The organism is Streptomyces sp. NBC_00102 (assembly GCF_026343115.1).
Taxonomy (GTDB): domain Bacteria; phylum Actinomycetota; class Actinomycetes; order Streptomycetales; family Streptomycetaceae; genus Streptomyces.
Genome location: NZ_JAPEMC010000001.1, coordinates 4,827,041 through 4,848,311 on the forward strand (window position 1 = coordinate 4,827,041; position 21,271 = coordinate 4,848,311).

The 21,271-nt window shown below is 72.5% G+C and carries 21 protein-coding genes; 13 read left to right on the forward strand and 8 right to left on the reverse strand.

Annotation, left to right across the window (positions count from 1 at the left end):
- The first annotated feature begins 17 nt into the window (after positions 1–17).
- Positions 18–602, forward strand: a complete 585-nt coding sequence (locus OHA55_RS21670) for a suppressor of fused domain protein (protein ID WP_266708793.1) — start codon at positions 18–20, stop codon at positions 600–602.
- 158 nt (positions 603–760) lie between these two features.
- Here the strand turns inward: OHA55_RS21670 and OHA55_RS21675 are convergent, their stop codons facing one another.
- Positions 761–1,993: an MFS transporter gene (locus OHA55_RS21675; RefSeq protein WP_266708795.1), complete on the reverse strand. Its 1,233-nt coding sequence runs from the start codon at positions 1,991–1,993 to the stop codon at positions 761–763.
- Positions 1,994–2,183: 190 nt separating this feature from the next.
- On the opposite strand from OHA55_RS21675, the gene OHA55_RS21680 reads away from it, so the two are divergent.
- From OHA55_RS21680 to OHA55_RS21690, 3 genes are all read left to right on the forward strand, one after another.
- The gene (locus tag OHA55_RS21680) at positions 2,184–2,861 is read left to right on the forward strand and encodes a DUF6758 family protein (RefSeq protein WP_266708797.1); all 678 of its coding nucleotides are present in this window, start codon (positions 2,184–2,186) and stop codon (positions 2,859–2,861) included.
- Between the two features lie 107 nt (positions 2,862–2,968).
- On the forward strand, positions 2,969–3,835 hold the full coding sequence (locus OHA55_RS21685) for a PHP domain-containing protein (RefSeq protein WP_266708799.1): 867 nt from the start codon (positions 2,969–2,971) through the stop codon (positions 3,833–3,835).
- A 203-nt stretch (positions 3,836–4,038) separates the two neighbouring features.
- Complete coding sequence (locus tag OHA55_RS21690; RefSeq protein ID WP_266708801.1) at positions 4,039–4,644, forward strand: MarC family protein; 606 nt, start codon at positions 4,039–4,041, stop codon at positions 4,642–4,644.
- 109 nt (positions 4,645–4,753) lie between these two features.
- Here the strand turns inward: OHA55_RS21690 and OHA55_RS21695 are convergent, their stop codons facing one another.
- Positions 4,754–4,906 carry a hypothetical protein gene (locus tag OHA55_RS21695; RefSeq protein ID WP_266708803.1) on the reverse strand — a complete coding sequence of 51 codons (153 nt, stop codon included), beginning with the start codon at positions 4,904–4,906 and terminating at the stop codon, positions 4,754–4,756.
- Between the two features lie 211 nt (positions 4,907–5,117).
- Here OHA55_RS21695 and OHA55_RS21700 point away from each other — a divergent pair, with 211 nt between their 5' ends.
- Positions 5,118–6,026 carry an NYN domain-containing protein gene (locus OHA55_RS21700; protein WP_266708805.1) on the forward strand — a complete coding sequence of 303 codons (909 nt, stop codon included), beginning with the start codon at positions 5,118–5,120 and terminating at the stop codon, positions 6,024–6,026.
- A 15-nt stretch (positions 6,027–6,041) separates the two neighbouring features.
- On the opposite strand, the gene OHA55_RS21705 is transcribed toward OHA55_RS21700, so the two are convergent.
- Together OHA55_RS21705 and OHA55_RS21710 are read right to left on the reverse strand one after the other, a co-directional pair.
- Positions 6,042–6,965: an alpha/beta fold hydrolase gene (locus OHA55_RS21705; RefSeq protein ID WP_266708806.1), complete on the reverse strand. Its 924-nt coding sequence runs from the start codon at positions 6,963–6,965 to the stop codon at positions 6,042–6,044.
- A gap of 138 nt (positions 6,966–7,103) precedes the next feature.
- A complete protein-coding gene (locus OHA55_RS21710; RefSeq protein ID WP_266708807.1) occupies positions 7,104–9,155 on the reverse strand; it encodes a DEAD/DEAH box helicase in 2,052 nt (683 codons plus the stop codon).
- 474 nt (positions 9,156–9,629) lie between these two features.
- Between OHA55_RS21710 and OHA55_RS21715 the strand changes: the two genes are divergently transcribed.
- Complete coding sequence (locus OHA55_RS21715) at positions 9,630–10,376, forward strand: ferritin-like fold-containing protein (protein WP_266708809.1); 747 nt, start codon at positions 9,630–9,632, stop codon at positions 10,374–10,376.
- 20 nt (positions 10,377–10,396) lie between these two features.
- Here OHA55_RS21715 and OHA55_RS21720 read toward each other — a convergent pair whose 3' ends face one another.
- The 4 genes from OHA55_RS21720 to OHA55_RS21735 all read right to left on the reverse strand — a co-directional run bounded on the left by OHA55_RS21720 (position 10,397) and on the right by OHA55_RS21735 (position 12,660).
- Entirely contained in the window at positions 10,397–10,672 is a 276-nt protein-coding gene (locus OHA55_RS21720) for a hypothetical protein (RefSeq protein ID WP_266708811.1), read from the reverse strand.
- 262 nt (positions 10,673–10,934) lie between these two features.
- Entirely contained in the window at positions 10,935–11,162 is a 228-nt protein-coding gene (locus OHA55_RS21725; protein WP_266708813.1) for a DUF3107 domain-containing protein, read from the reverse strand.
- A gap of 299 nt (positions 11,163–11,461) precedes the next feature.
- Positions 11,462–12,097, reverse strand: a complete 636-nt coding sequence (locus tag OHA55_RS21730; protein WP_266708815.1) for a TetR/AcrR family transcriptional regulator — start codon at positions 12,095–12,097, stop codon at positions 11,462–11,464.
- A 347-nt stretch (positions 12,098–12,444) separates the two neighbouring features.
- Positions 12,445–12,660 carry a hypothetical protein gene (locus OHA55_RS21735; RefSeq protein ID WP_266708817.1) on the reverse strand — a complete coding sequence of 72 codons (216 nt, stop codon included), beginning with the start codon at positions 12,658–12,660 and terminating at the stop codon, positions 12,445–12,447.
- A gap of 114 nt (positions 12,661–12,774) precedes the next feature.
- Here OHA55_RS21735 and OHA55_RS21740 point away from each other — a divergent pair, with 114 nt between their 5' ends.
- The 7 genes from OHA55_RS21740 to OHA55_RS21765 all read left to right on the forward strand — a co-directional run bounded on the left by OHA55_RS21740 (position 12,775) and on the right by OHA55_RS21765 (position 21,119).
- A complete protein-coding gene (locus tag OHA55_RS21740; RefSeq protein ID WP_266708819.1) occupies positions 12,775–13,740 on the forward strand; it encodes an alpha/beta fold hydrolase in 966 nt (321 codons plus the stop codon).
- A gap of 8 nt (positions 13,741–13,748) precedes the next feature.
- A complete protein-coding gene (locus tag OHA55_RS21745) occupies positions 13,749–15,248 on the forward strand; it encodes a DUF3152 domain-containing protein (protein ID WP_266708821.1) in 1,500 nt (499 codons plus the stop codon).
- 78 nt (positions 15,249–15,326) lie between these two features.
- Positions 15,327–15,422 carry an Ms4533A family Cys-rich leader peptide gene (locus OHA55_RS36520; RefSeq protein WP_323180436.1) on the forward strand — a complete coding sequence of 32 codons (96 nt, stop codon included), beginning with the start codon at positions 15,327–15,329 and terminating at the stop codon, positions 15,420–15,422.
- A gap of 330 nt (positions 15,423–15,752) precedes the next feature.
- Positions 15,753–17,477: an ABC transporter substrate-binding protein gene (locus OHA55_RS21750; protein WP_266708823.1), complete on the forward strand. Its 1,725-nt coding sequence runs from the start codon at positions 15,753–15,755 to the stop codon at positions 17,475–17,477.
- 2 nt (positions 17,478–17,479) lie between these two features.
- Complete coding sequence (locus OHA55_RS21755; protein WP_266708825.1) at positions 17,480–18,457, forward strand: ABC transporter permease; 978 nt, start codon at positions 17,480–17,482, stop codon at positions 18,455–18,457.
- Positions 18,454–19,443, forward strand: a complete 990-nt coding sequence (locus OHA55_RS21760; protein WP_266708827.1) for an ABC transporter permease — start codon at positions 18,454–18,456, stop codon at positions 19,441–19,443. Before OHA55_RS21755 ends, OHA55_RS21760 begins: the two co-directional genes overlap by 4 nt.
- Positions 19,440–21,119: an ABC transporter ATP-binding protein gene (locus tag OHA55_RS21765; protein WP_266708829.1), complete on the forward strand. Its 1,680-nt coding sequence runs from the start codon at positions 19,440–19,442 to the stop codon at positions 21,117–21,119. The genes OHA55_RS21760 and OHA55_RS21765 overlap by 4 nt, the downstream gene beginning before the upstream one ends.
- Positions 21,120–21,271 lie beyond the last annotated feature (152 nt).

Here is a 21,271-nt window from a genome sequence, read left to right on the forward strand (position 1 = left end):
CGTTCTATGCTCGCGACATGGAAGAAATTCTCGCGCTCGTCGAAGCCCGGCTCCGCACCGCCCTGGGGGAGCCGGACGCCCGCGCCGCCGTCACCTTCCTCGGTACGGACCGCATCGAAGTGCTGCGCTTCCTCGACGGCGACGTGGTCCGCTACGCCACCCTCGGCATGTCCGCCCAGCCCATGGCGGACCCGACCTCGCCGCTCGCCGACCCGGTGAAGGGCCCCCGTGCCGAGCTGGTGCTCTCCGTACGCGCGGGGCTGGCCGACACCGACCAGGTGCTGCGCCCGCTCGCCGTGCTGGCGGCGTCCCCGCAGGTCGAAGGCGTGATCGTGGCGCCCGGCGCCTCCCTCGACCTGGGTGATCCGCTCTGGCCGACGGCCCCCTTCTCCTCGGTCCTCGTGGCCGAGTCCGGCGGGCTGGTGGAGGACCTGGAGCTCGACGGGCCGATGGACCCGGTGCGCTTCCTGCCGCTGCTCCCGATGACCCCGAACGAGGCCGCCTGGAAGCGGGTCCGGGGCGGTCAGGAGCTCCAGGAGCGCTGGCTCTCGCACGGCACGGACCTGCGGGACCCGCTGCGGAGCTCCGTACCGCTGGACTGAAGCCGCCGGACCGAGGCCGCCGGACCGAATCGCCGGACCGGGACCGCTGGGCCGGGATCACTCGTCCGTGTTCGTCGTCCACCCGTCCATGTCGTGCGGGAGGGGGCCCCGCCGGTTCTTGGGTTCCGGCTGGGCCCCCTCACGCGTGTCCGCCGGTGTCAGCCGGCGAAGGCGGAGACGCCGTCCTCGGTGGCGTGCCGGGGCTGGACCTCCTCGGCCTCGTGGGTGAGGGCGGAGCGCCGTACCCGGATGATCAGCGCACCGGCCGCGGCCGCGACGGCGGCGACCACGAACGGTACGTGCACGTCGCTCCACTCCTCGATCTTCGGGGCGAGGTAGGGGGCGGCGGCAGCGGCGAACCAGCGGACGAAGTTGTAACCGGCGCTCGCCACCGGGCGCGGGGCGTCCGAGACGCCGAGCGCGAGCTCGGTGTAGACGGTGTTGTTCATGCCGATGAAGGCGCCCGAGACGATGGTGCAGACGATCGCCGCGGTGTGGTCGCCGTACCCGAGGATCAGCAGGTCCACCGCGAAGAGGACGAGCGAGGCGCCCAGTACCTTCAGCGAGCCGAAGCGCGCCTGGAGCCGCGGGGCCACGAAGACCGAGAAGACGGCGAGCAGCAGGCCCCAGGCGAAGAAGACCGCGCCGGACTTGTACGGGGACATGTTCAGCACGAACGGCGTGAACGCCAGGATGGTGAAGAACGCGTAGTTGTAGAAGAACGCCGAGCCCGCCACCGAGGCCAGTCCGCCGTGGCCGAGCGCCCTGACCGGATCGAGCAGCGAGGTCTTCCGGGCCGGCTTCGGCTGTTCCCTCAGGAACGCGGTGATGCAGACGAACCCGATCGCCATCAGGGCGGCGGTGCCGAAGAAGGGGTAGCGCCAGCTGGCGTTGCCGAGCAGCGCGCCCACCAGCGGGCCGCACGCCATGCCGAGGCCGAGCGCCGCCTCGTACAGCAGGATCGCCGCCGCGCTGCCACCGGCGGCGGCGCCCACGATCACGGCCAGCGCCGTGGAGACGAAGAGCGCGTTTCCGAGTCCCCAGCCGGCCCGGAAACCGACCAGCTCACCCACCGACGAGGACGTCCCGGCGAGCGCGGCGAACACGACGACCAGCGCCAGACCGGCCAGCAGGGTCTTCTTCCCGCCGATGCGGCTGGAGACGAAGCCGGTGACCAGCATCGCGAAGGCGGTGATCAGGAAGTACGAGGTGAACAGCAGCGACACCTGGCTCGGGGTCGCGTCCAGCCCCTCGGCGATGGACGGCAGGATCGGGTCCACCAGGCCGATCCCCATGAACGCCACGACCGAGGCGCCGGCGGTCGCCCAGACCGCCTTGGGCTGGTGGAGGATGCCGGTGGCCCCCTCGTCGAACGGGTCCTTTCCCTGCATGGTGTTCCCACTCTCCTCGTGGAAGTCGGTCCGGCCGGCGGCGCTGCCGGGCCGGATGCATGCGCACTGCACAGAGTAAGTTAGGCCCTCTAATGAATGCAAGCTACATCTAGTTCGCTCGGGGAGAGCCACGCTGCGGACGGGTGACCGTCCTTGACGTGGCGACGCGGGAGGGGGACCGTGGGTCGTTATGAGGGGCGAACCCAGTTGCCCGAAGTGCGGTGGCCGGGTCAGGGCGCCCGGTCTTTTCGCCGACTCCTGGCAGTGCCCCGCGCACGGCCCGGTCCACCCGATGCAACCGGTGGTCCCGCCCAGCGTCGAGGCGCTCGGAGTGGTCGTCCACCGTGCGCAGGTACCGGTCTGGATGCCGTGGCCACTGCCGGTGGGCTGGCTGTTCACGGGCGTGGCGCACGCCGGAGACGACCGCAGCGGCGGGCGCGGCACCGCACTCGTCTGCTCGGGACCCGGCCCGCTCGGCGGGATGGGCGAGCTGCTCCTGGTCGCCGAGGAGCTCGGCGTCGGGCTCGGCGCCCGCTACGCCGGCATCGAGGGCCCCGACCCAGGCCCCCGCATGCGCGTCGACGGTCCCCCCGTGGCCAAGGTGCTCGCCGCCGGCCGCCCCACCCCGCTCTGGCAGGTGCACGGCGTCCCGGAGGACCGGGCCGTCTTCGCGGGCGAGGCGCGCGGACTCTGGCTCTGGGCGATCGTCTGGCCCCAGCAGTCGGCGCTGCTGATGTACGACGAACTCGTCCTCACCGACCTCCGCGACGCGGGCGCCGAAACCGACCTGGTGCCCTGCGGCGCCCTCACCCCACGCCTGCTCGGCACCCCGGAGGGCCCGCCCCGGCAGGGTCCCGCACCGCGCTGAGGGCCTTGCCGTCGCCCGACGGGCCCGCACGGCCGTTCGGGCGACGCTCCGGCGGTGGTTATCCTGGAGCGTCCCCACCGTCCGCCGCGAGCACAGGAGTCGCCGTCGTGCGTATCGACCTGCACACGCACTCCACCGCGTCCGACGGTACGGACACACCGGCCCAGCTCGTCCGGAACGCGGCGGCGGCCGGACTCGACGTCGTCGCCCTCACCGACCACGACACCGTGCGCGGCCACGCCGAGGCACTGGCGGCCCTCCCCGAGGGCCTCACCCTCGTCACCGGCGCCGAACTCTCCTGCCGCATCGACGGGGTGAGCCTGCACATGCTGGCGTACCTCTTCGACCCCGAGGAACCCGCGTTCGCGCGCGAGCGCGAGCTGGTCCGGGACGACCGGGTGCCCCGTGCGCAGGCCATGGTGGCCAAGCTCCAGGCGCTGGGCGTGCCGATCACCTGGGACATGGTGGCCCGGATCGCCGGAGACGGCTCGGTGGGCCGCCCGCACGTCGCCGCCGCCCTCGTCGAACTGGGCGTCGTCCCCACCGTCTCCGACGCGTTCACCCCCGAGTGGCTCGCCGACGGCGGCCGGGCGCACGCCGGAAAGCACGAACTCGATCCCTTCGACGCCGTCCGACTGGTCAAGGCCGCCGGCGGGGTCACCGTCTTCGCCCATCCGGCGGCCGTCAAGCGCGGTTCCGTCGTCCCCGAGCCGGCCATCGCCCGGCTCGCCGAGGCGGGCCTCGACGGCATCGAGGTCGACCACATGGACCACGACGAGGCCACCCGGGCCCGGCTCCGCGGCCTCGCCGCGGACCTGGGACTGCTGACCACCGGCTCCAGCGACTACCACGGCAGTCGCAAGACCGTCGCGCTCGGCGAGTACACCACCGACCCCGAGATCTACGGCGAGATCACCCGGCGCTCCACCGGAGCCTTCCCGGTGCCGGGCGCCGGCGGAGCCCTCACCCGCTGAGGGCCGATGTCCCACCGGTGGCCGGGTCTCCGGCCGCCGCCAGGCGCACCACGGCCGCACCCCGGTGCCGCGCGCCCTTCCGCACCCTCCCGCCGCCCCACGCGCACCCCGGCCCGTCCCGCGGCTTTTGCCGCGGCGGGTCAGGGGCGCCCGCGCGCGGTCACCCCCCGACCTGCTTCTTCTCTTCTCCCGCAAGGCTCACCGTGTTCGACGTCGCTGTATTCGGCTCGCTCTTCCTCACCCTGTTCGTGATCATGGACCCGCCCGGGATCACCCCGATCTTCCTGGCCCTCACCGCGGGCCGTCCCGCGAAGACCCAGCGCAAGATGGCGCTCCAGGCGGTCGCGGTCGCCTTCGGGGTGATCGCCGTCTTCGGCGTGCTCGGCCAGCAGATCCTGGACTACCTGCACGTCTCCGTACCCGCGCTGATGATCTCCGGCGGTCTGCTCCTGCTGCTCATCGCGCTGGACCTGCTCACCGGCAAGACGGACGAGCCGACGCAGACGAAGGACGTCAACGTGGCGCTCGTACCGCTCGGCATGCCGCTGCTCGCGGGACCCGGCGCGATCGTCTCGGTGATCCTCGCCGTGCAGCACGCGCACACCGTGAGCAGCCAGATCTCGGTCTGGGCGGCGATCGTCGTCATGCACGTGGTGCTCTGGCTGACCATGCGCTACTCGCTGCTGATCATCCGGGTCATCAAGGACGGCGGTGTGGTGCTGGTGACCCGGCTCGCCGGAATGATGCTCTCCGCCATCGCCGTGCAGCAGATCATCAACGGCGTCACCCAGGTCATCCAGAACAGCTGAACCGGCCCGGGCCCGCCGGCGTCGGCCCTACCGGGACGCACAGCGCCCCCGTACGGAGATCCGTACGGGGGCGACTCGTCATCTCATCAAGGCGTACTGCCGGAAGGTGTTACGAGGCCGAGCTCGTTGCCGGCCGAATGTAGATGCGCTGGCCCATAGCCGCGGCCTGCTGCACGATCCGGTTGACGGAGGCGGCGTCTACGACGGTGCTGTCCACGGCGGTACCGTCGACATCGTCGAGTCGCATGATCTCGAAGCGCACAGGGCTTCCCTTCGTCCGATCCTCCTGCTGGAGAACTACTGGTCGGACGGGGATTCCCGTCCGCAAGGATAAGGAAGCGTGACCCTACGGTCCCGCTCCCTACGAGGGGTACAACGGCCCGCCCCCCGGAAAACATTCCCTACGCTAAGGAAATTTTTTGGATGTCTAAGTACCCGCGGGTAGTCACCCCGCCACGGACGTCGAGTCGCGCATGACCGATGCCGATCTCCCCACCGCCCCGGACGACATCCGCGACCGCCTGGACCTGACGAACCAGCTCCTGCGGCGCGTCCTCGCCGAGGTCTCGAAGACCCCCTCCACCCACGCGATCTTCGTCGACGCGGGTTATGTCTACGCCGCCGCAGGGCTCCTCGTCACCGGCACCGAGGACCGCCGCTCCTTCGACCTCGACTCCGGAGGGCTCATCGAGGCGTTCATCGAACAGGCCCGCACGATCTTCGCGGACAGCCGGCTCCTGCGCGTCTACTGGTACGACGGCGCCCGGCGCCGCATCCACACCACCGAGCAGCAGTCCATCGCCGAACTGCCCGACGTCAAGGTCCGCCTCGGCAACCTCAACGCCAGCAATCAGCAGAAGGGCGTCGACTCCCTCATCCGCACCGACCTCGAATCGCTCGCCCGGCACCGCGCCATCAGCGACGCCGCGCTCGTCGGCGGTGACGAGGACCTCGTCTCGGCCGTCGAGGCCGCGCAGGGATACGGCGCCCGGGTGCACCTCTGGGGCATCGAGGCCGGCGAAGGCCGCAACCAGGCCGATCCGCTGCTCTGGGAGGTGGACAGCCAGCGCACCTTCGACCTGGACTTCTGCCGCCCGTACGTCACCCGCCGCCCGGTCACCACGTACGAGGACGAAGGCCCGGCCCCCACCCGCGAGGACGTCCGCTTCGTCGGGGCGCAGGTCGCCGCCGCCTGGCTCGCGGCCAAGGGCCGGGAGTCCCTGGTCGACCTGATGCCGGGCCACCCGTACCTGCCGGGCTCCGTGGATCAGGACCTCCTGGTCGAGGCGGAACGCCTGCTCCAGCACTCCCTGCGCGGGCACGCCCCGCTCCGCAGGGCGCTGCGCGACGGCTTCTGGCAGCACCTCCAGGCCCAGTTCTAGTGCGGCACCAGCTCCTCACGGGCGGGACGCGGGGGCGAGGGGCCCGGGGTCTCCGGGCAAGGCTCGGAGGCCGGACCAGAACGCCACCAGCGCGGCGGCCGTCTCCCGGGGGCGGCCGGTGTTGGGGGAGTGCTCGGCGCCCGCGATCGTGGTGCGACGGGCGCCCAGGCGGCCGGCCATCGCGGTGAGCAGACCGACCGGCCACACGTCGTCGGACTCCCCGGAGAGGACGTGGACGGGCAGGCCCGTGGCGGCCAGCTCGTCCACCCGGTCCGGCTCCACGGACAGCTGCCGGCCGGTGGCGAGCAGCTGCGCGGGATCGTTCGACAGCCACCGGCGGCGCAGGTCCTCGCCGTCGCCCCGGTCAACGCCACCGCCATCGATGGCGCTGGCATCCTCCGGTGGGTCCAACGCCCGCATCGCTTCCCACACTTGACTCATCGTCAGCGCCGACAGTGCCTCGCCGAGCAGCTTCACCTTCTCCCGCTGTCCCGCGGAGACCTCGGCCGGGCCGGACGACATCAGCGTCAGCGAGCGGAAGGGCGCGGGGTCCGAGAGGACGGCCGCCCGGGCGATCTGGCCGCCCAGCGAATGGCCCAGCAGGTGCAGCGGGGTGCCGTCGCCGCTGCCGAGTGCCTTCGCCTGCGCATGTACGTCCCGCGCCAACTCGCCCTGTGCGTAATCTGCCTGACGGCCCGTCCCCTGACTCTCGTACTGCCCACGGCCGTCCACCGCGACGACCCGGAAGCCGGCCGCGGTGAGCGGTTCGAGGAGGGCGACGAAGTCCTCCTTGCTCCCGGTGTAGCCGGGGAGCATCAGGACCGTGCCGCGCACGTCCGCCGACGGCACGGCGTCCAGAACGGCGAAGTCGCCGCGCGGGGTGCGCAGAGCGCGGGCGCGGGCACAGGGAGGCGGGGTGAACGTCGGCGGGCGGCTCATGGGACGAGGTTAGAGCCTGCGCGGAGCAGTCCCCGCGCACCGGGGGGACGGGGACCCGCAAACGCCGGACGGCCCCGTTCCCCCCGGTGTGCGGGGAACGGGGCCGTCCGGCTGCTGCTGCGTGCGTGCCCGGCCGGGTCAGCTCTCGGCCGACGCGGCCCCGGTGGTCGCTGGGCGCGTCGTACGGCGACGGCGGGTCCGGGCCGGGGCCTCGGCCGCCTCGCTCGCCACGGCCTCCGCCTCGGGGACCACGGAGGTCTCCGGCTTGGCGACGGCGCGGCGACGGCGCTTCGGCTTCTCCTCCACGGCGTCGGCCGGTGCGGCCACGGCCGCCTCGGGCTCGGCCTTCACGGCCGTCTTCGGCGCTGCTGCCTTGCGGGTCCGGGGCTTCGCCTCGGCCGTGGTGGCGGCCTTCGCCTCGCCGGCCGGCTTCGTGGCCGTACGGGGACGGCGGCGCGTCCGGCTCTCGGACTCGGGCTCCGACGGCGGGGCGATCTGGAAGTCGACCTCGTCCACGACGGGCTTCACGACCCGGGGGCGGCGGCGCGGCTTCGTCTCGGGCTCGGCGGCGGGCTCGGTGAAGCCCACCGCGACGGCCACGGTCTGGAACTCCGGCTCGGCCGGTGCGGCGGCACGGGTGCGGCGGCGACGCGCCGGCGGCTTGGTGGCCTCGGCGGCCGGAGCCTCGACGACGGCCACGGGAGCCTCCACCACCGCCACGGGAGCCGCGGCTGCCGCCTCGGCGGCGACGGCCTCCGCGACGCCGACCCGGCCACGACGGCGGCGGCGCGGGGTGCGCGGCTCCGTCGTCACGGCGGCCTCGGCGCTCTCCGGAGCCGGTACGGCCTCGGCCGCGGGAGCGGGCACCGTGGCGGCGCCCTCCTCCTGGCCGCTTCCGCCACGGGTGCGGCGGCGCTGGCGCGGGGTGCGCGCGGGGCGCTCCTCACGGGCCTCACGGGCGGGACCGGACGAGGCGGGCGCCTTGCGGCCCCGGCCACCGGTCTCGCCGAGGTCCTCCAGCTCCTCCGCGCGCAGACCCGCACGGGTCCGCTCGGCCCGCGGCAGTATGCCCTTGGTGCCCTCGGGGATGCCGAGGTCGGAGAAGAGGTGCGGCGAGGTGGAGTACGTCTCCGGCGGGTCCGGGAACTTCAGGTCCAAGGCCTTGTTGATCAGCTGCCAGCGCGGGATGTCGTCCCAGTCCACCAGCGTGACCGCGGTGCCCTTGGCGCCCGCGCGGCCGGTGCGGCCGATGCGGTGCAGGTAGGTCTTCTCGTCCTCGGGGGACTGGTAGTTGATGACGTGGGTCACACCCTCGACATCGATACCGCGCGCGGCGACGTCGGTGCAGACGAGGACGTCGACCTTGCCGTTGCGGAAGGCGCGCAGCGCCTGCTCGCGGGCGCCCTGGCCGAGGTCGCCGTGGACCGCGCCGGAGGCGAAACCGCGCTTCTCCAGCTGCTCCGCGATGTCGGCGGCGGTGCGCTTGGTGCGGCAGAAGATCATCGCGAGTCCCCGGCCGTCGGCCTGGAGGATGCGCGAGACCATCTCGGGCTTGTCCATGTTGTGCGCCCGGTACACGAACTGGGTCGTGTTCTTGACCGTCGTGCCCTCGTCGTCGGGCGACGTGGCGTTGATGTGCGTGGGCTGCGACATGTAGCGGCGGGCGAGGCTGATCACGGCGCCGGGCATCGTCGCCGAGAAGAGCATGGTCTGGCGCTTCGCCGGCAGCATCGTGAGGATGCGCTCGACGTCGGGCAGGAAGCCCAGGTCCAGCATCTCGTCGGCCTCGTCGAGGACGAGGGCGCGGATGTGGGACAGGTCCAGCTTGCGCTGGCCCGCAAGGTCGAGCAGCCGGCCGGGGGTGCCGACGACCACGTCGACGCCCTTCTTCAGCGCCTCGACCTGGGGCTCGTACGCCCGGCCGCCGTAGATGGCCTGGACGCGGACGTTACGGACCTTGCCCGCGGTGAGGAGGTCGTTGGTGACCTGCTGGCAGAGCTCGCGCGTGGGAACGACGACGAGCGCCTGCGGGGCGTCGGTCAGCTTCTCGGGCGCGGCACGGCCCGCCTCGACGTCGGCGGGGACGGTGACGATCTCCAGGAGCGGCAGACCGAAGCCCAGCGTCTTGCCGGTGCCGGTCTTCGCCTGGCCGATGACGTCGCTGCCGGAGAGCGCGACGGGGAGAGTCATCTCCTGGATCGGGAAGGGGGACGTGATGCCGACGGCTTCGAGGGCCTCGGCCGTCTCGGGGAGAATCCCGAGGTCGCGGAAGGTAGTCAGGGTGCTGCCTCTTCTGTGAGACGCGGACCGAGGCGAACGCTGGGGGTCGTACCGTGCCGGGTTGGTCATCCGGCCCTGGGAGGGCGCGGGTGGCGCGGGACCACTGCCGTCGCTCGAGCGCTCGTGCCGCTGAGGGGGCCCCTCATCTGCGGTCGTACGGTGTGTACGACCCGCGTGGAGGGCTGTCGGGTCGGAGCCGATCGGGCCTCCGACCGGGCATCCTCATTCAAGGTCGCGCCCTTGGCATACGAAAATGCTCAGTAGGCGCATTACCACTGTACCCCGGATTCGCGCATGTGTGTTGGGCGAATTCATCGGAACGGTGTGATCCCGGTCGTGGACCGGGCCCTTACCACCAGGGCCGTGCGGGCTATTGTGCGCTCCATGGAGACGCCTGACAACGCCGCTCGCACGCCCGACGAAGCCCCCGCCCCCACCGGCATCGCCGCCGGAAGCTGGTCGACGGCATCGGTCGACCCGCATTACCGCGCCGCCGTGGTGGATCTGCTGGGCGCCCTCGCGTACGGGGAGCTCGCCGCTTTCGAGCGGCTCGCCGAGGACGCCAAACTCGCGCCCACCCTCGGGGACAAGGCGGAACTGGCGAAGATGGCCTCGGCGGAATTCCATCATTTCGAGCAGCTCACCAAGCGGCTCTCGGACATCGGCGAGAACCCGACGGGGGCCATGGAGCCGTTCGCCAAGGCGCTCGACGACTTCCACCGCCAGACCGCACCTTCCGACTGGCTGGAGGGCCTGGTCAAGGCGTACGTCGGCGACTCGATCGCCAGCGACTTCTACCGGGAGGTCGCCATCCGGCTCGACGCGGACACCCGCGATCTGGTGCTCGCCGTCCTGGACGACACCGGCCACGGGAACTTCGCGGTGGAGAAGGTGCGCGCCGCCATCGAGGCCGAGCCCCGCGTCGGCGGCCGGCTCGCCCTCTGGGCCCGGCGGCTGATGGGCGAGGCGCTCTCGCAGGCGCAGCGGGTGGTCGCCGACCGCGACGCGCTGTCGACGATGCTCGTGGGCGGCGTGGCGGACGGTTTCGACCTGGCCGAGGTCGGCCGGATGTTCTCCCGCATCACCGAGGCGCACACCAAGCGGATGGCCGCCCTGGGCCTCGCCGCCTGACGCGACGCCCGGGACACGCCCTACCGTGCGGCCGGTGTACCGGTGATCCGGCTCCGGCCGCGCGGCCGGAGCAGCAGAGACAGGGTCACCGTGCCGACGACCAGTGCGCCGGCGACCGTCGCCGTGGCATGTCCGGACTCCAGCACACCGTCCGTCAGATACGCCCCGAACAGGGCCCCCAGAGCGCCGGTGGGATAGACCGCGCGGGCCGACGGGAGCCGGCCGGGCAGGACGTGGAGGGCGGCCCAGGCAAGGGCGAGCCCGACCACGACGGAGCCGAAGGTTTCCCAGATCACGGAGCATCACCTCGCGGATTCGTCGGGCGGTCCCGTCGGCGCGGGACGCGGGCGACGGGGGTGGGCCGGAAGGCCCTGTGCCGTCCTACCCGTGACCTGCGTCACGCAACCCTTCCGGGTTCCGGGGAAACCTTTCGGCGGAGCGCCGTGTTCCGTGGGGGCGGACCTGGGGCGACCTGGGACGGCGTGCTCCCCGGACACGCGGAACGGCCCGGCGGGAGGATCCCGCCGGGCCGTTCCGTCGTGCTGCGCGTGGTGCCGCTTACAGCGCGCCGAACCCGACACGCCGGGCCGTCGGCTCGCCGATCTCGACGTACGCGATCCGGTCGGCCGGCACGAGGACCTTGCGGCCCTTCTCGTCCGTGAGGCTGAGCAGCCGCGCCTTGCCGCCGAGCGCCTCGGCGACCGCGCTCTCGACGTCCTCGGCGGAAAGCCCGCTCTCCAGAACGATCTCGCGGGGCGTGTGCTGCACCCCGATCTTGACCTCCACGGCTATGTCCCTCCGACGGTCAGTCCCTGCGCGGTAGCCGCGCCGTACGCAGCCACATTAGCCCGGTGGGCCGAGCGCCCACGGCCCGACCGGCCACGCCCGCAGCGAACACGCCCGCAGCGAACACGCCCGGCGCCGTGAGGGCCTCCCGTCCGGATCGTGCCGGACTCGCGGGGTCCTGTGCCGCACTTCGCGGCGTTGTCGTCGGCCGACGACGCTCCGCGTCGCCTTCCTCCTCCGCCGCGCGGCGCACGGCACGGGCCCCGCTCCCCGGTCCGGCCCGATGCGAACGGAAGACCCTATTCGGTCCCGTGCAGCGGGAAGCCGGCGATACCGCGCCAGGCGAGCGAGGTGAGCAGCTGCACCGCGGTGTCCCGGGGGATGCCGGAGGGGCTGGAGAGCCAGTAACGGGCCACCACCTGGGCGACCCCGCCCAGACCGACGGCGAGCAGCATCGATTCGTCTTTGGACTGGCCCGTGTCGCCCGCGATCACGTCGGAGATCGCCTCGGCGCACTGGAGGGACACCCGGTCCACCCGCTCGCGCACGGCGGGCTCGTTGGTCAGGTCCGACTCGAAGACCAGACGGAAGGCGCCGCCCTCGTCCTCCACGTACGCGAAGTAGGCGTCCATGGTGGCCTCGACGCGCTGCTTGTTCTCCGTCGTCGACGCGAGGGCGGTGCGCACCGCCTGGAGCAGCGACTCGCAGTGCTGGTCCAGGAGTGCGAGGTACAGCTCCAGTTTCCCGGGGAAGTGCTGGTAGAGCACCGGCTTGCTGACGCCCGCCCGTTCGGCGATGTCGTCCATCGCCGCGGCGTGGTACCCCTGCGCGACGAAGACCTCCTGGGCGGCGCCCAGAAGCTGATTGCGTCGGGCGCGGCGGGGCAGGCGAGTGCCCCGCGGGCGCGCTGCCTCTGTCTGCTCGATGGCGCTCACGCCGCCTCCCAAATGTGTGATCCGACACGGTGTCCAGTGCTTGCCGCGCCGCATGGCCATCGTACTTTTGGGTAACCCCGGTGCGCGCGGCGCGGACGCAGAATTTCACGGACCGGACAACTCCGGAAGCCACGGACCGGGGTCACATCCTCGGCCGGGCCGGGACGAACCGGTCCTGAACTGCATGTTTCACCGGTAATCGCGGCACGCGGAGAGAGTTTCGGCCATTTCCCGGCGCCGCGGCAGGGCTGTCCCGCCGCCGCTTCCGGCAGGCGGCGCGCACGCCGCCCTCTCACCGGCCTCGACCGTGCGCCGGGCCCGGCGGCGGCCGGTGGGGTGCGGACCGCTCAGCGGTAGTCGTCCTCGTGTTCGGCGACCACCTTGGTCTGTTCCGCGACGTCGGCCTCGTCGGCCTCCTCGGTACCGGCCTCCGTCTGCGGCTCGTCGTCCTCCTGCCGGACCTCCGTCCGCTGCTCCGCGGCGTCCGCGGCGGGGGTCTCCAGGCCCGGCGGGTCCGGCTGCTCGTCCAGAAACGTCTCCGGGTCCCTCGGGTCGACCGTCATGGTGACTCCCTTCCGTCCCTCATCCGAAGCCTATGAGCGTTACCCCTGCCCCGCGATGCGGCCTGTGACCGCGAACACATGAATCAGTGCGTGATCGTCTCGTAACATTGCCGCATGTCTTCGACCGAGCTGCCGGGTGTCGCCGCCGCCGCCGCGGCGGTTGCCCCCACGGTCAGTGCCGTGCACGTCGGGTCCGGGGAGAGTCTGCGTACCGTCCCCCTGGCCGGACTGAGCCTGACCGTCCGTTCCCGGCCCGGCGTGCGCGCCGGGCTCCCTCCGGCGCTGTACGTCCACGGACTCGGCGGTTCCTCGCAGAACTGGTCGGCCCTGATGCCGCTGCTGGCGGACGTCGTGGACGGCGAGGCGGTCGATCTGCCGGGCTTCGGGGACTCCCCGCCACCGGACGACGGCGCGTACTCGGTGACCGCGCACGCCCGGGCGGTGATCCGGCTGCTCGACGCGCAGCGGCGCGGGCCGGTCCACCTCGTCGGCAACTCCCTGGGCGGCGCGGTCTCCACCCGGGTCGCCGCGGTCCGCCCCGACCTGGTGCGCACCCTCACCCTGGTCTCGCCCGCGCTGCCGGAGATCCGGGTCCAGCGCCCGGCCGTGCCGACCGGGCTGCTGGCACTCCCCGGTGTCGCGGCGCTCTTCTCCCGGCTCAGCCGGGGCATGTCCGCCGAGCAGCGCACCCGCGGGGTCATGGCACTCTGTTACGGCGATCCGGGGCGGATCACCGAGGAGGGGTTCCGCCAGGCGGTGGCCGAGATGGAACGGCGGATGGAACTGCCGTACTTCTGGGACGCCATGGCGCGTTCCGCCCGTGGCATCGTCGACGCGTACACGCTCGGCGGGCAGCAGGGACTGTGGCGCCAGGCCGAGCGGGTGCTCGCGCCGACGCTCCTGGTGTACGGCGGACGGGACAAGCTGGTCTCGTACCGGATGGCGCGCAAGGCGTCCGAGGCGTTCCGCGACTCGCGCCTGCTGTCGCTGCCCGAGGCCGGGCACGTGGCGATGATGGAGTACCCGGAGACGGTCGCCCAGGCGGTCCGGGAACTGGTGGAAGACAACGGCGGGAGCTGATCCGGGGCGTGGGACGACACAGCCGAAGGGGCGCCGAGGCCAACGGCCCGGCGGGCGAAGCCGCACCGGCCCCGGCGGGCGGGCAGGGCTCCGGCACCGGCCGCCGCAGGCGGGCGCCGGAACCGGCGCCGCCCGGGCGCGAGGGGCAGCGGCCGTCCGAGGCGGCCGCAGACACCCCGTTCCAGGGGGTCCCGCAGGTGCGCGGCGGCCACCCCGAGCACCGAGAACCCGGCGGTGGCTGGGGCACCGGGCCGCAGCCGCGCTACGGCTCCGGCGGGTCCCCCCAGTCCGCGCGTCCCGCGAACCCGGCCCGGCCGCAGACACGTTCGGGCGAATTTCCGGGCTTCCGGCCGACCGGAGAGCCACGCACCGGAGAGCCACGCACCGGAGAGCCGCGTACCGGAGAGCCGCGCACGGGCGAGTTCCTGGCCGGCGGCCGGGGCACGGCTCCCGTCGGCCGGTCGGTGGCCCGCCCCGCGCCGGGTGGCCCGCCACTGATACCGGGCCCCCGGCCCGAGTTCGTGGAGGCCTTCGACGCACCGTCGGTGGGGCTTCCGGTGCGGCACGTCCCGTCGCGGGTGGCCGTACCGGCCCCCGCGGAGGAGGAGCCGGCCGGAGCCCGGGACCGGCGCGGCCAGGGCCCGGACGGCGGGGCCGGTGACGGCTCCGGCGACGGCTCGGGCGAGGCGGAGAACGCGTCCGGAAAGGGCGGCAAGGGCCGGACGTTCACCGGGATCGCGGCGGCGGCGGTGACCACGGTGCTCGCCGTCGTCGTGGCCGGGCAGGTGGCCCAGGGGCAGGGCGGGGACGACTCCCCGCAGGCGTCCGGCACCCGGCAGGGCGGCCAGGGGGCCTCGCGTTCCGACGCGCGGCCCACCCCCGCGACGCCCGCGCCGCTGAAGGCGCTGTCGTACGAGGAGAAGATGGCCACGCCCTACCCGCTCGCCGCAGATCTGGCGGGTGGCGGGAAGTTCGAGACCGTCCCCGGCGCGGCGAAGGCGCCGGGCACCGGGCACAAGTACCGCTACCGGATCGACGTGGAGCAGGGGCTCGGCCTCGACTCCGCGCTCTTCGCCGAGGCGGTGCAGAAGACCCTGAACGACGACCGCAGTTGGGCGCATCACGGGGACATGACGTTCGAGCGCGTCTCCACGGGTGAGCCCGACTTCGTCATCACCCTGGCCAGCCCCGGCACCACCGGGGTCTGGTGCGAGAAGTCCGGGCTGGACACCACCGAGGACAACGTCTCCTGCGACTCCGCCTCCACCGAGCGCGTGATGATCAACGCCTACCGCTGGGCCCAGGGGTCGGTCACCTTCGGCCCCGGCAAGCTTCTGTCCTACCGGCAGATGCTCATCAACCACGAGGTCGGGCACCGGCTCGGGCACAACCACGTGAGCTGCCGTACGCCGGGCACCCTGGCGCCCGTGATGCAGCAGCAGACGAAGTCGCTCGACATCGACGGCATCTCCTGCAAACCCAACCCCTGGGTGTATCCCGCCACTTGATCCAGCCTGTCCATATATTGATACGACCGTCTCATTTCGCATTGACATGCCGATGAGCGGTCGTTCATATTTCTCCGCATGTCACGCATCTTGATCACTCCTGAGAGCGCCGCCCTGGAGCGCGCGCTCATCGGCGTGACCAGGCACTGCGTCGCCGACATCCTCTGTCGCTGACGCCCGCCCGGCCGTGTTCCGGCCGCCGCCGACTGCCCCGACGGGCATCCCGGGCGGCTCCCGGACCGCGTTCCCGGCGCCCCGGCCCCGCAGACGCGGCCGCTCCCCGGCAGGCGTCACCGGTCCCGGTTCTCCTCCTCGGCCGGCCGGGCCCTCCTCGCGCGAGCCGACCGGGTCGACCCATTTCCCTCTTCCGGGCTTCGCCGGACCGCGCACCGACGTCCCCCGACGTGCCGCGCGCTCTCGCGATCACCACCGCCTTCTCCTGTTCGGTCCCTGCTTTCCTCTGCTCGCCACTCCGGCCGGGCAGTACCGAGAGGTCACCTTCCGATGCGTCAACCGTCCGCCATATCCCGCCGCGTCGCCGCGGCCGTCGTGGTTCTCGTCGTGGGCTCGTCCGTCGCGGCGTGCGGCCCGAAGGAGAGCGGAAGCGACGCCGGTTCCACCGCCTCCTCCTCCGCTCCCGCCAAGGGCGGCACCCTCAGCGTCCTCAACCGCGCCCCCCAGGTGAACTTCGACCCGGCGCGCCTCTACACCTCCGGCGGCGGCGCCGTCCCCTCGCTGGTCTTCCGGACCCTCACCACCCGCAACCGCGAGGCGGGAGCCGCCGGTTCCGAGGTCGTTCCCGACCTGGCGACCGACCTGGGCACGCCCAGCGAGAACGCCACCGTGTGGACGTACACGCTCAAGGAAGGGCTGAAGTACGAGGACGGCACCGCGATCACCAGCGCGGACGTCAAGTACGGCATCGAGCGCTCCTTCGCCGCCGAACTCTCCGGCGGCGCGCCCTACCTGCGCGACTGGCTGGTCGGCGGCGCCGACTACGAAGGCCCGTACAAGGACAAGAAGGGCCTCGCCTCGATCGAGACGCCCGACGACCGGACCATCGTCTTCCACCTGAACAAGCCCGAGGGCGAGTTCCCCTACCTGGCGACGCAGACCCAGACCACGCCCGTGCCGCAGGCCAAGGACACCGGCGCGACGTACGAGAACCACCCCGTCTCCTCAGGGCCGTACAAGGTCGTCTCCAACGAGGGCGACGGCGAGCACCTCGTCCTGGAGCGCAACACCTACTGGTCCGAGAAGACCGACTCCGAGCGCAAGGCCTACCCGGACAAGATCGACGTCCGCTCCGGCCTGGACCCGGCCGTCATCAACCAGAGGCTCTCCGCCTCGCGCGGGGCCGACGCCACCGCCATCACCACCGACACCAACCTCGGCCCGGCCGAACTCGCCAAGGTCACCGGTGACAAGGCCCTCGCCGCCCGCGTCGGCGAAGGCCACTTCGGCTACACCAACTACATCGCCTTCAACCCGAAGGTGAAGCCGTTCGACAACCCGAAGGTGCGCCAGGCGATCTCGTACGCCGTCAACCGCACCTCCGTCATCAACGCGGCCGGCGGCTCCGCTCTCGCCGAACCCGCCACCACCTTCCTGCCCGAGCAGAAGTCCTTCGGGTACACGGCGTACGACGCCTTCCCCTCCGGCGCCACGGGCGACGCGGCCAAGGCCAAGGAAGTGCTGAAGGAGGCCGGTTACCCGAACGGGCTCACCGTCACCCTCACGCACGACAACGAGAAGAACTTCGCCACCAGCCCCGAGGTCGCCACCGCCATCCAGGAGGCCCTGAAGAAGGCCGGGATCACGGTCGAGCTCAAGGGCCTCGAAGACAACGCCTACTCGGAGACCGCGTACAACGTGAAGACCGAGCCCGGCTTCTTCCTCGCCGGCTGGGGCGCCGACTGGCCCTCCGGCGGCCCGTTCCTCGCGCCGATCTTCGACGGCCGCCAGATCGTCGAGAACGGCTACAACTTCAACACCGGTCGCCTGGACGACGCCTCGGTCAACAAGGAGATCGACGAGATCAACGAGCTGACCGATCTCGACGCCGCCGCCGCGCGCTGGGGCGCCCTGGACAAGAAGATCGGCGAGCAGGCGCTGACCGTGCCGCTCTTCCACCCGGTCTACCAGCGCCTCTACGGCGCCGACGTGAAGAACGTCGTCATCAGCGACTGGACCGGCGTGCTCGACATCGCTCTGGTCGCGGTCAAGTAACCATGGCCGAAGCACCGCTGGTCGCGGAGGCGGGGGCCGACACGGCCCCCGCCTCCGGGGCGCTCCCGTTCTGGCACCGGCTCCGCGCCCGCCGCTCCGCGCTCGTGGCGGCCGTCGTCGTCGCGCTCCTCGTCCTCGTCGCCCTCGCCGCCCCGCTGCTCACGGCGTTCGAAGGCCAGGACCCCACCACCTTCCACGCCGACCTGGTGGACTCCGCCACCGGCGGCGTCCCCCTCGGCTCCTTCGGCGGCCTCAGCGCCGACCACTGGCTCGGCGTCGAACCCCTCACCGGCCGCGACCTGTTCGCCCGCGTCGTCTACGGCGCCCGCGTCTCGCTCGGCGTGGCGCTCGCCGCCACCCTGGTCCAGGTCGCCATCGGCCTCGCCCTCGGCATGGTGGCCGGACTCGGCCACCGCCTCGTCGACCAGCTGATCAGCCGTGCCACCGACATCGTCGTCGCCCTCCCCGTCATGGTCACCGCACTCGGGGCGCTCGCCGTGGTCCCCGCGGGCTTCCCCCGCCCCGTGCTGATCGCGGGCATGGTCGGACTCGTCGGCTGGGCGCACCTCTCCAAGGTCGTACGCGCCCAGACCTTGGCCCTCAAACGGACCGACCACGTCTCCGCCGCCCGGCTCAGCGGCTGGAGCGGCACGCGGATCGCCCGGCGCGAACTGCTGCCCGGCCTCGCCGCACCCGTCATCACGTACGCCGTGCTGCTCTTCCCCGGCAACATCGTCATGGAGGCCGCGCTGTCCTTCCTCGGCGTCGGCATCAAGCCGCCCACCCCGTCCTGGGGACAGATGCTCAGCGACGCCGACACCTGGTACCAGGCCGCACCCACCTACCTGCTCGTCCCCGCCCTGCTCCTCTTCGTCACCGTGCTGGCGCTGACGGTGCTGGGCGAGGGCGTGCGCAACGCCCTCGACCCCCGGGTCGCCTCGCGGCTGCGGGTCGGCACAGGGAAGGAGTCCGGAGCGTGACCCGCTTCCTGCTGCGGCGCCTCGGCGGAGCCCTCCTGGTGCTCTTCGCCCTCAGCGTCCTCGTGTACGCCGTCTTCTACGTCGCCCCGGGCGATGTCGCACAGATCGCCTGCGGACCGCGCTGCTCGCCCGCGCAGGTCGCCCAGGTGACCGCGCAACTCCGGCTCGACGACCCGGTGTACGTGCAGTACGCCCACTTCGTCCAGTCCCTCTTCACGGGCCACGACTACTCGACCGGCACCGGCACCGAGCACTGCCCGGCGCCCTGCCTCGGCCGTTCCTACCGGGACGACCAGCAGGTCATGCAGCTGATCGTCACCAAGCTCCCCGCCACCGCCTCGCTCGCGCTGGGCGCCTTCGCGCTCTGGGTCCTCGTCGGCGTCGGCACCGGACTCCTCTCGGTCTGGCGGCGCGGCCGGGCGACCGAGCGCATCCTCACCGGAGTGACGCTCGCGGGCATGTCGACGCCCGTCTTCGTGCTCGGCCTGATGATGATCATCGTCTTCTGCTCGACGCTGCGGATCCTCCCGTTCCCCGTCTACGTCCCGCTGACCGACGACCCCGAGCAGTGGTTCTGGAACCTGCTGCTGCCCTGGGTCTCGCTGGCGCTCGTCTCCGCCGCCCCGTACGCCCGGATGACCCGTGCGGCGATGCTGGAGACCCTCGCCGAGGACCATGTCCGCACCTTCCGCGCCTACGGGGTGAGCGAGCGGCGGATCGTCGTCCGGCACGCGCTGCGCGGCGCGCTCGCGCCCCTGATCGCGCTCGGCGCGGTCGACATCGGCGCCATGTTCGGCGGCGCGGTGCTCACCGAGTCGCTCTTCAACATCCCCGGCGTCGGCCGGGAACTCGTCGACGCCGTACAGACCGTCGATCTCCCCGTCGTCGTCGGACTGGTGCTCGTCACCGGATTCTTCGTCGTCCTCGCCAACGTCGTCGCGGACATCCTGCACGCGGCGGCCGACCGTCGGGTGGTGCTGTCATGAGCTTGGTCGAGGTATCCGGTCTGACCATCGACTTCGGCCCGGTGCGCGCCGTCGACGGCCTCTCCTTCACCCTGGAGAAGGGCGCCGCCCTCGGAGTCGTCGGGGAGTCCGGCTCCGGCAAGAGCGCCTCCGCCTACGCCCTGCTCGGACTGCACCGGGGGACCGGCGCGGTCGTCGGCGGCTCGGTCACCGTGGCCGGGGTGGACGTGCGGGCCGCGGACGAGACCGGACTGCGGGCGCTGCGCGGTGCGAAGGCCGCCATGGTGTTCCAGGACCCGCTCTCCTCGCTCGACCCGTACTACGCGGTCGGCGACCAGATCGCCGAGGTGTACCGGGTGCACCACCGGGTCTCCCGGCGGGCCGCCCGCGCCCGCGCGGTGGAGGTCCTCGGCCGGGTCGGCATCCCGGACCCGGTACGCCGCTCGCGCTCCCGGCCGCACGAGTTCTCCGGCGGCATGCGGCAGCGGGTGCTCATCGCGATGGCGCTGGTCTGCGAACCGGATCTGCTCGTCGCCGACGAACCCACCACCGCGCTGGACGTCACGGTGCAGGCGCAGGTCCTCGACCTGCTGCACGAGCTGCGCCGCGAGACGGGCATGGGGCTGGTGCTCGTCACCCACGACGTAGGGGTCGCCGCGGAGAGCGTGGACGACGTGCTGGTGATGAAGGACGGCCGGGAGGTCGAACACGGCACGGTCGCCGAGGTGCTGGGCGCCCCCCGGCACGCGTACACCCGCGCCCTGCTCTCCGCCGTACCCCGCGTCGACGCGCCGCGCGAACGACGCGGCCCCGCGACGGAGTCCGCCGGCTCCGGGGCCGCTTTGTCCGGGGGCGCCGGCTCCGGGGCCGCCGCCGAGGGCGAGCCGCTGCTCGAAGCGGTGGGTCTGCGGTGCGAGTTCGGCCGCGGGCGCGACCGGGTCACCGCCGTCGACGACGTCTCGCTCACCCTCCGGGCCGGTGAGACGCTCGGCATCGTCGGCGAGAGCGGGAGCGGCAAGACCACCCTCGGCCGCATGCTGGTGCGGCTCCTCGACCCGACAGGCGGCCGACTCCGTTACGGGGGTACGGAGATCGGCGGGATGCCGCCCAAAGAACTGCGCCCGCACCGGCGCGAACTCCAGATGATCTTCCAGGACCCGGTCGCCTCCCTCAATCCGAGGCGGTCCGTGGGCGAGTCCGTCGCCGACCCGCTGCGTGCGGCCGGTGAACGCGACGAAACCCGCGTCCGGCGCCGGGTGGGCGAACTCCTGGACCGGGTGGGGCTGGACGCGGCCCGGTACGACAGCTACCCGCACGAGTTCAGCGGCGGGCAGTGCCAACGCGTCGGCATCGCCCGCGCGCTGGCGGCCGAGCCCCGGATCATCGTCTGCGACGAGCCCGTCTCCGCGCTCGACGTCACCACCCAGGCGCAGGTCGTCGCGCTCCTCGCGGAGCTCCAGAGCGAACTCGGCATCGGGCTCGTCTTCATCGCCCACGACCTCGCCGTGGTCCGGCAGGTCAGCGACCGGGTGGCCGTGATGCGCCACGGCCGGATCGTCGAACAGGGTGCCGTCGACGAGGTGTACGGCTCCCCTCGGGACCCGTACACCCGGCAACTCCTGGCGGCCGTGCCCGCCCTCGATCCGGGGGCGGCGGCTGCCCGGCGGGCGATGCGCGGGGAGCTCGCGGCGGTCTGACGGGGCGTGTCCCGAGGGTCGTTTCGCGGCGAAACGCGTGGGGACCGGGAAAGTTACGCCGGTTCACCCCTTCTGGTGGCGTGACGGACAACCGTCCGTCGCGCCACCGGCGTATCCGCATACGGTCGTCCCGACGCTGGTCACCGGCCAAT

Excerpts from the sequence above, each read along its gene's own strand:
- OHA55_RS21670 (WP_266708793.1), top strand. The coding sequence starts at position 18 with ATGGAAGAAATTCTCGCGCTCGTCGAAGCCCGGCTCCGCACCGCCCTG.
- OHA55_RS21675 (WP_266708795.1), bottom strand. The coding sequence starts at position 1,993 with ATGCAGGGAAAGGACCCGTTCGACGAGGGGGCCACCGGCATCCTCCAC.
- OHA55_RS21680 (WP_266708797.1), top strand. The coding sequence starts at position 2,184 with ATGAGGGGCGAACCCAGTTGCCCGAAGTGCGGTGGCCGGGTCAGGGCG.
- OHA55_RS21700 (WP_266708805.1), top strand. The coding sequence starts at position 5,118 with ATGACCGATGCCGATCTCCCCACCGCCCCGGACGACATCCGCGACCGC.
- OHA55_RS21705 (WP_266708806.1), bottom strand. The coding sequence starts at position 6,965 with ATGAGCCGCCCGCCGACGTTCACCCCGCCTCCCTGTGCCCGCGCCCGC.
- OHA55_RS21710 (WP_266708807.1), bottom strand. The coding sequence starts at position 9,155 with ATGACTCTCCCCGTCGCGCTCTCCGGCAGCGACGTCATCGGCCAGGCG.
- OHA55_RS21715 (WP_266708809.1), top strand. The coding sequence starts at position 9,630 with ATGGAGACGCCTGACAACGCCGCTCGCACGCCCGACGAAGCCCCCGCC.
- OHA55_RS21735 (WP_266708817.1), bottom strand. The coding sequence starts at position 12,660 with ATGACGGTCGACCCGAGGGACCCGGAGACGTTTCTGGACGAGCAGCCG.
- OHA55_RS21740 (WP_266708819.1), top strand. The coding sequence starts at position 12,775 with ATGTCTTCGACCGAGCTGCCGGGTGTCGCCGCCGCCGCCGCGGCGGTT.
- OHA55_RS36520 (WP_323180436.1), top strand. The coding sequence starts at position 15,327 with ATGTCACGCATCTTGATCACTCCTGAGAGCGCCGCCCTGGAGCGCGCG.
- OHA55_RS21750 (WP_266708823.1), top strand. The coding sequence starts at position 15,753 with ATGCGTCAACCGTCCGCCATATCCCGCCGCGTCGCCGCGGCCGTCGTG.
- OHA55_RS21755 (WP_266708825.1), top strand. The coding sequence starts at position 17,480 with ATGGCCGAAGCACCGCTGGTCGCGGAGGCGGGGGCCGACACGGCCCCC.
- OHA55_RS21765 (WP_266708829.1), top strand. The coding sequence starts at position 19,440 with ATGAGCTTGGTCGAGGTATCCGGTCTGACCATCGACTTCGGCCCGGTG.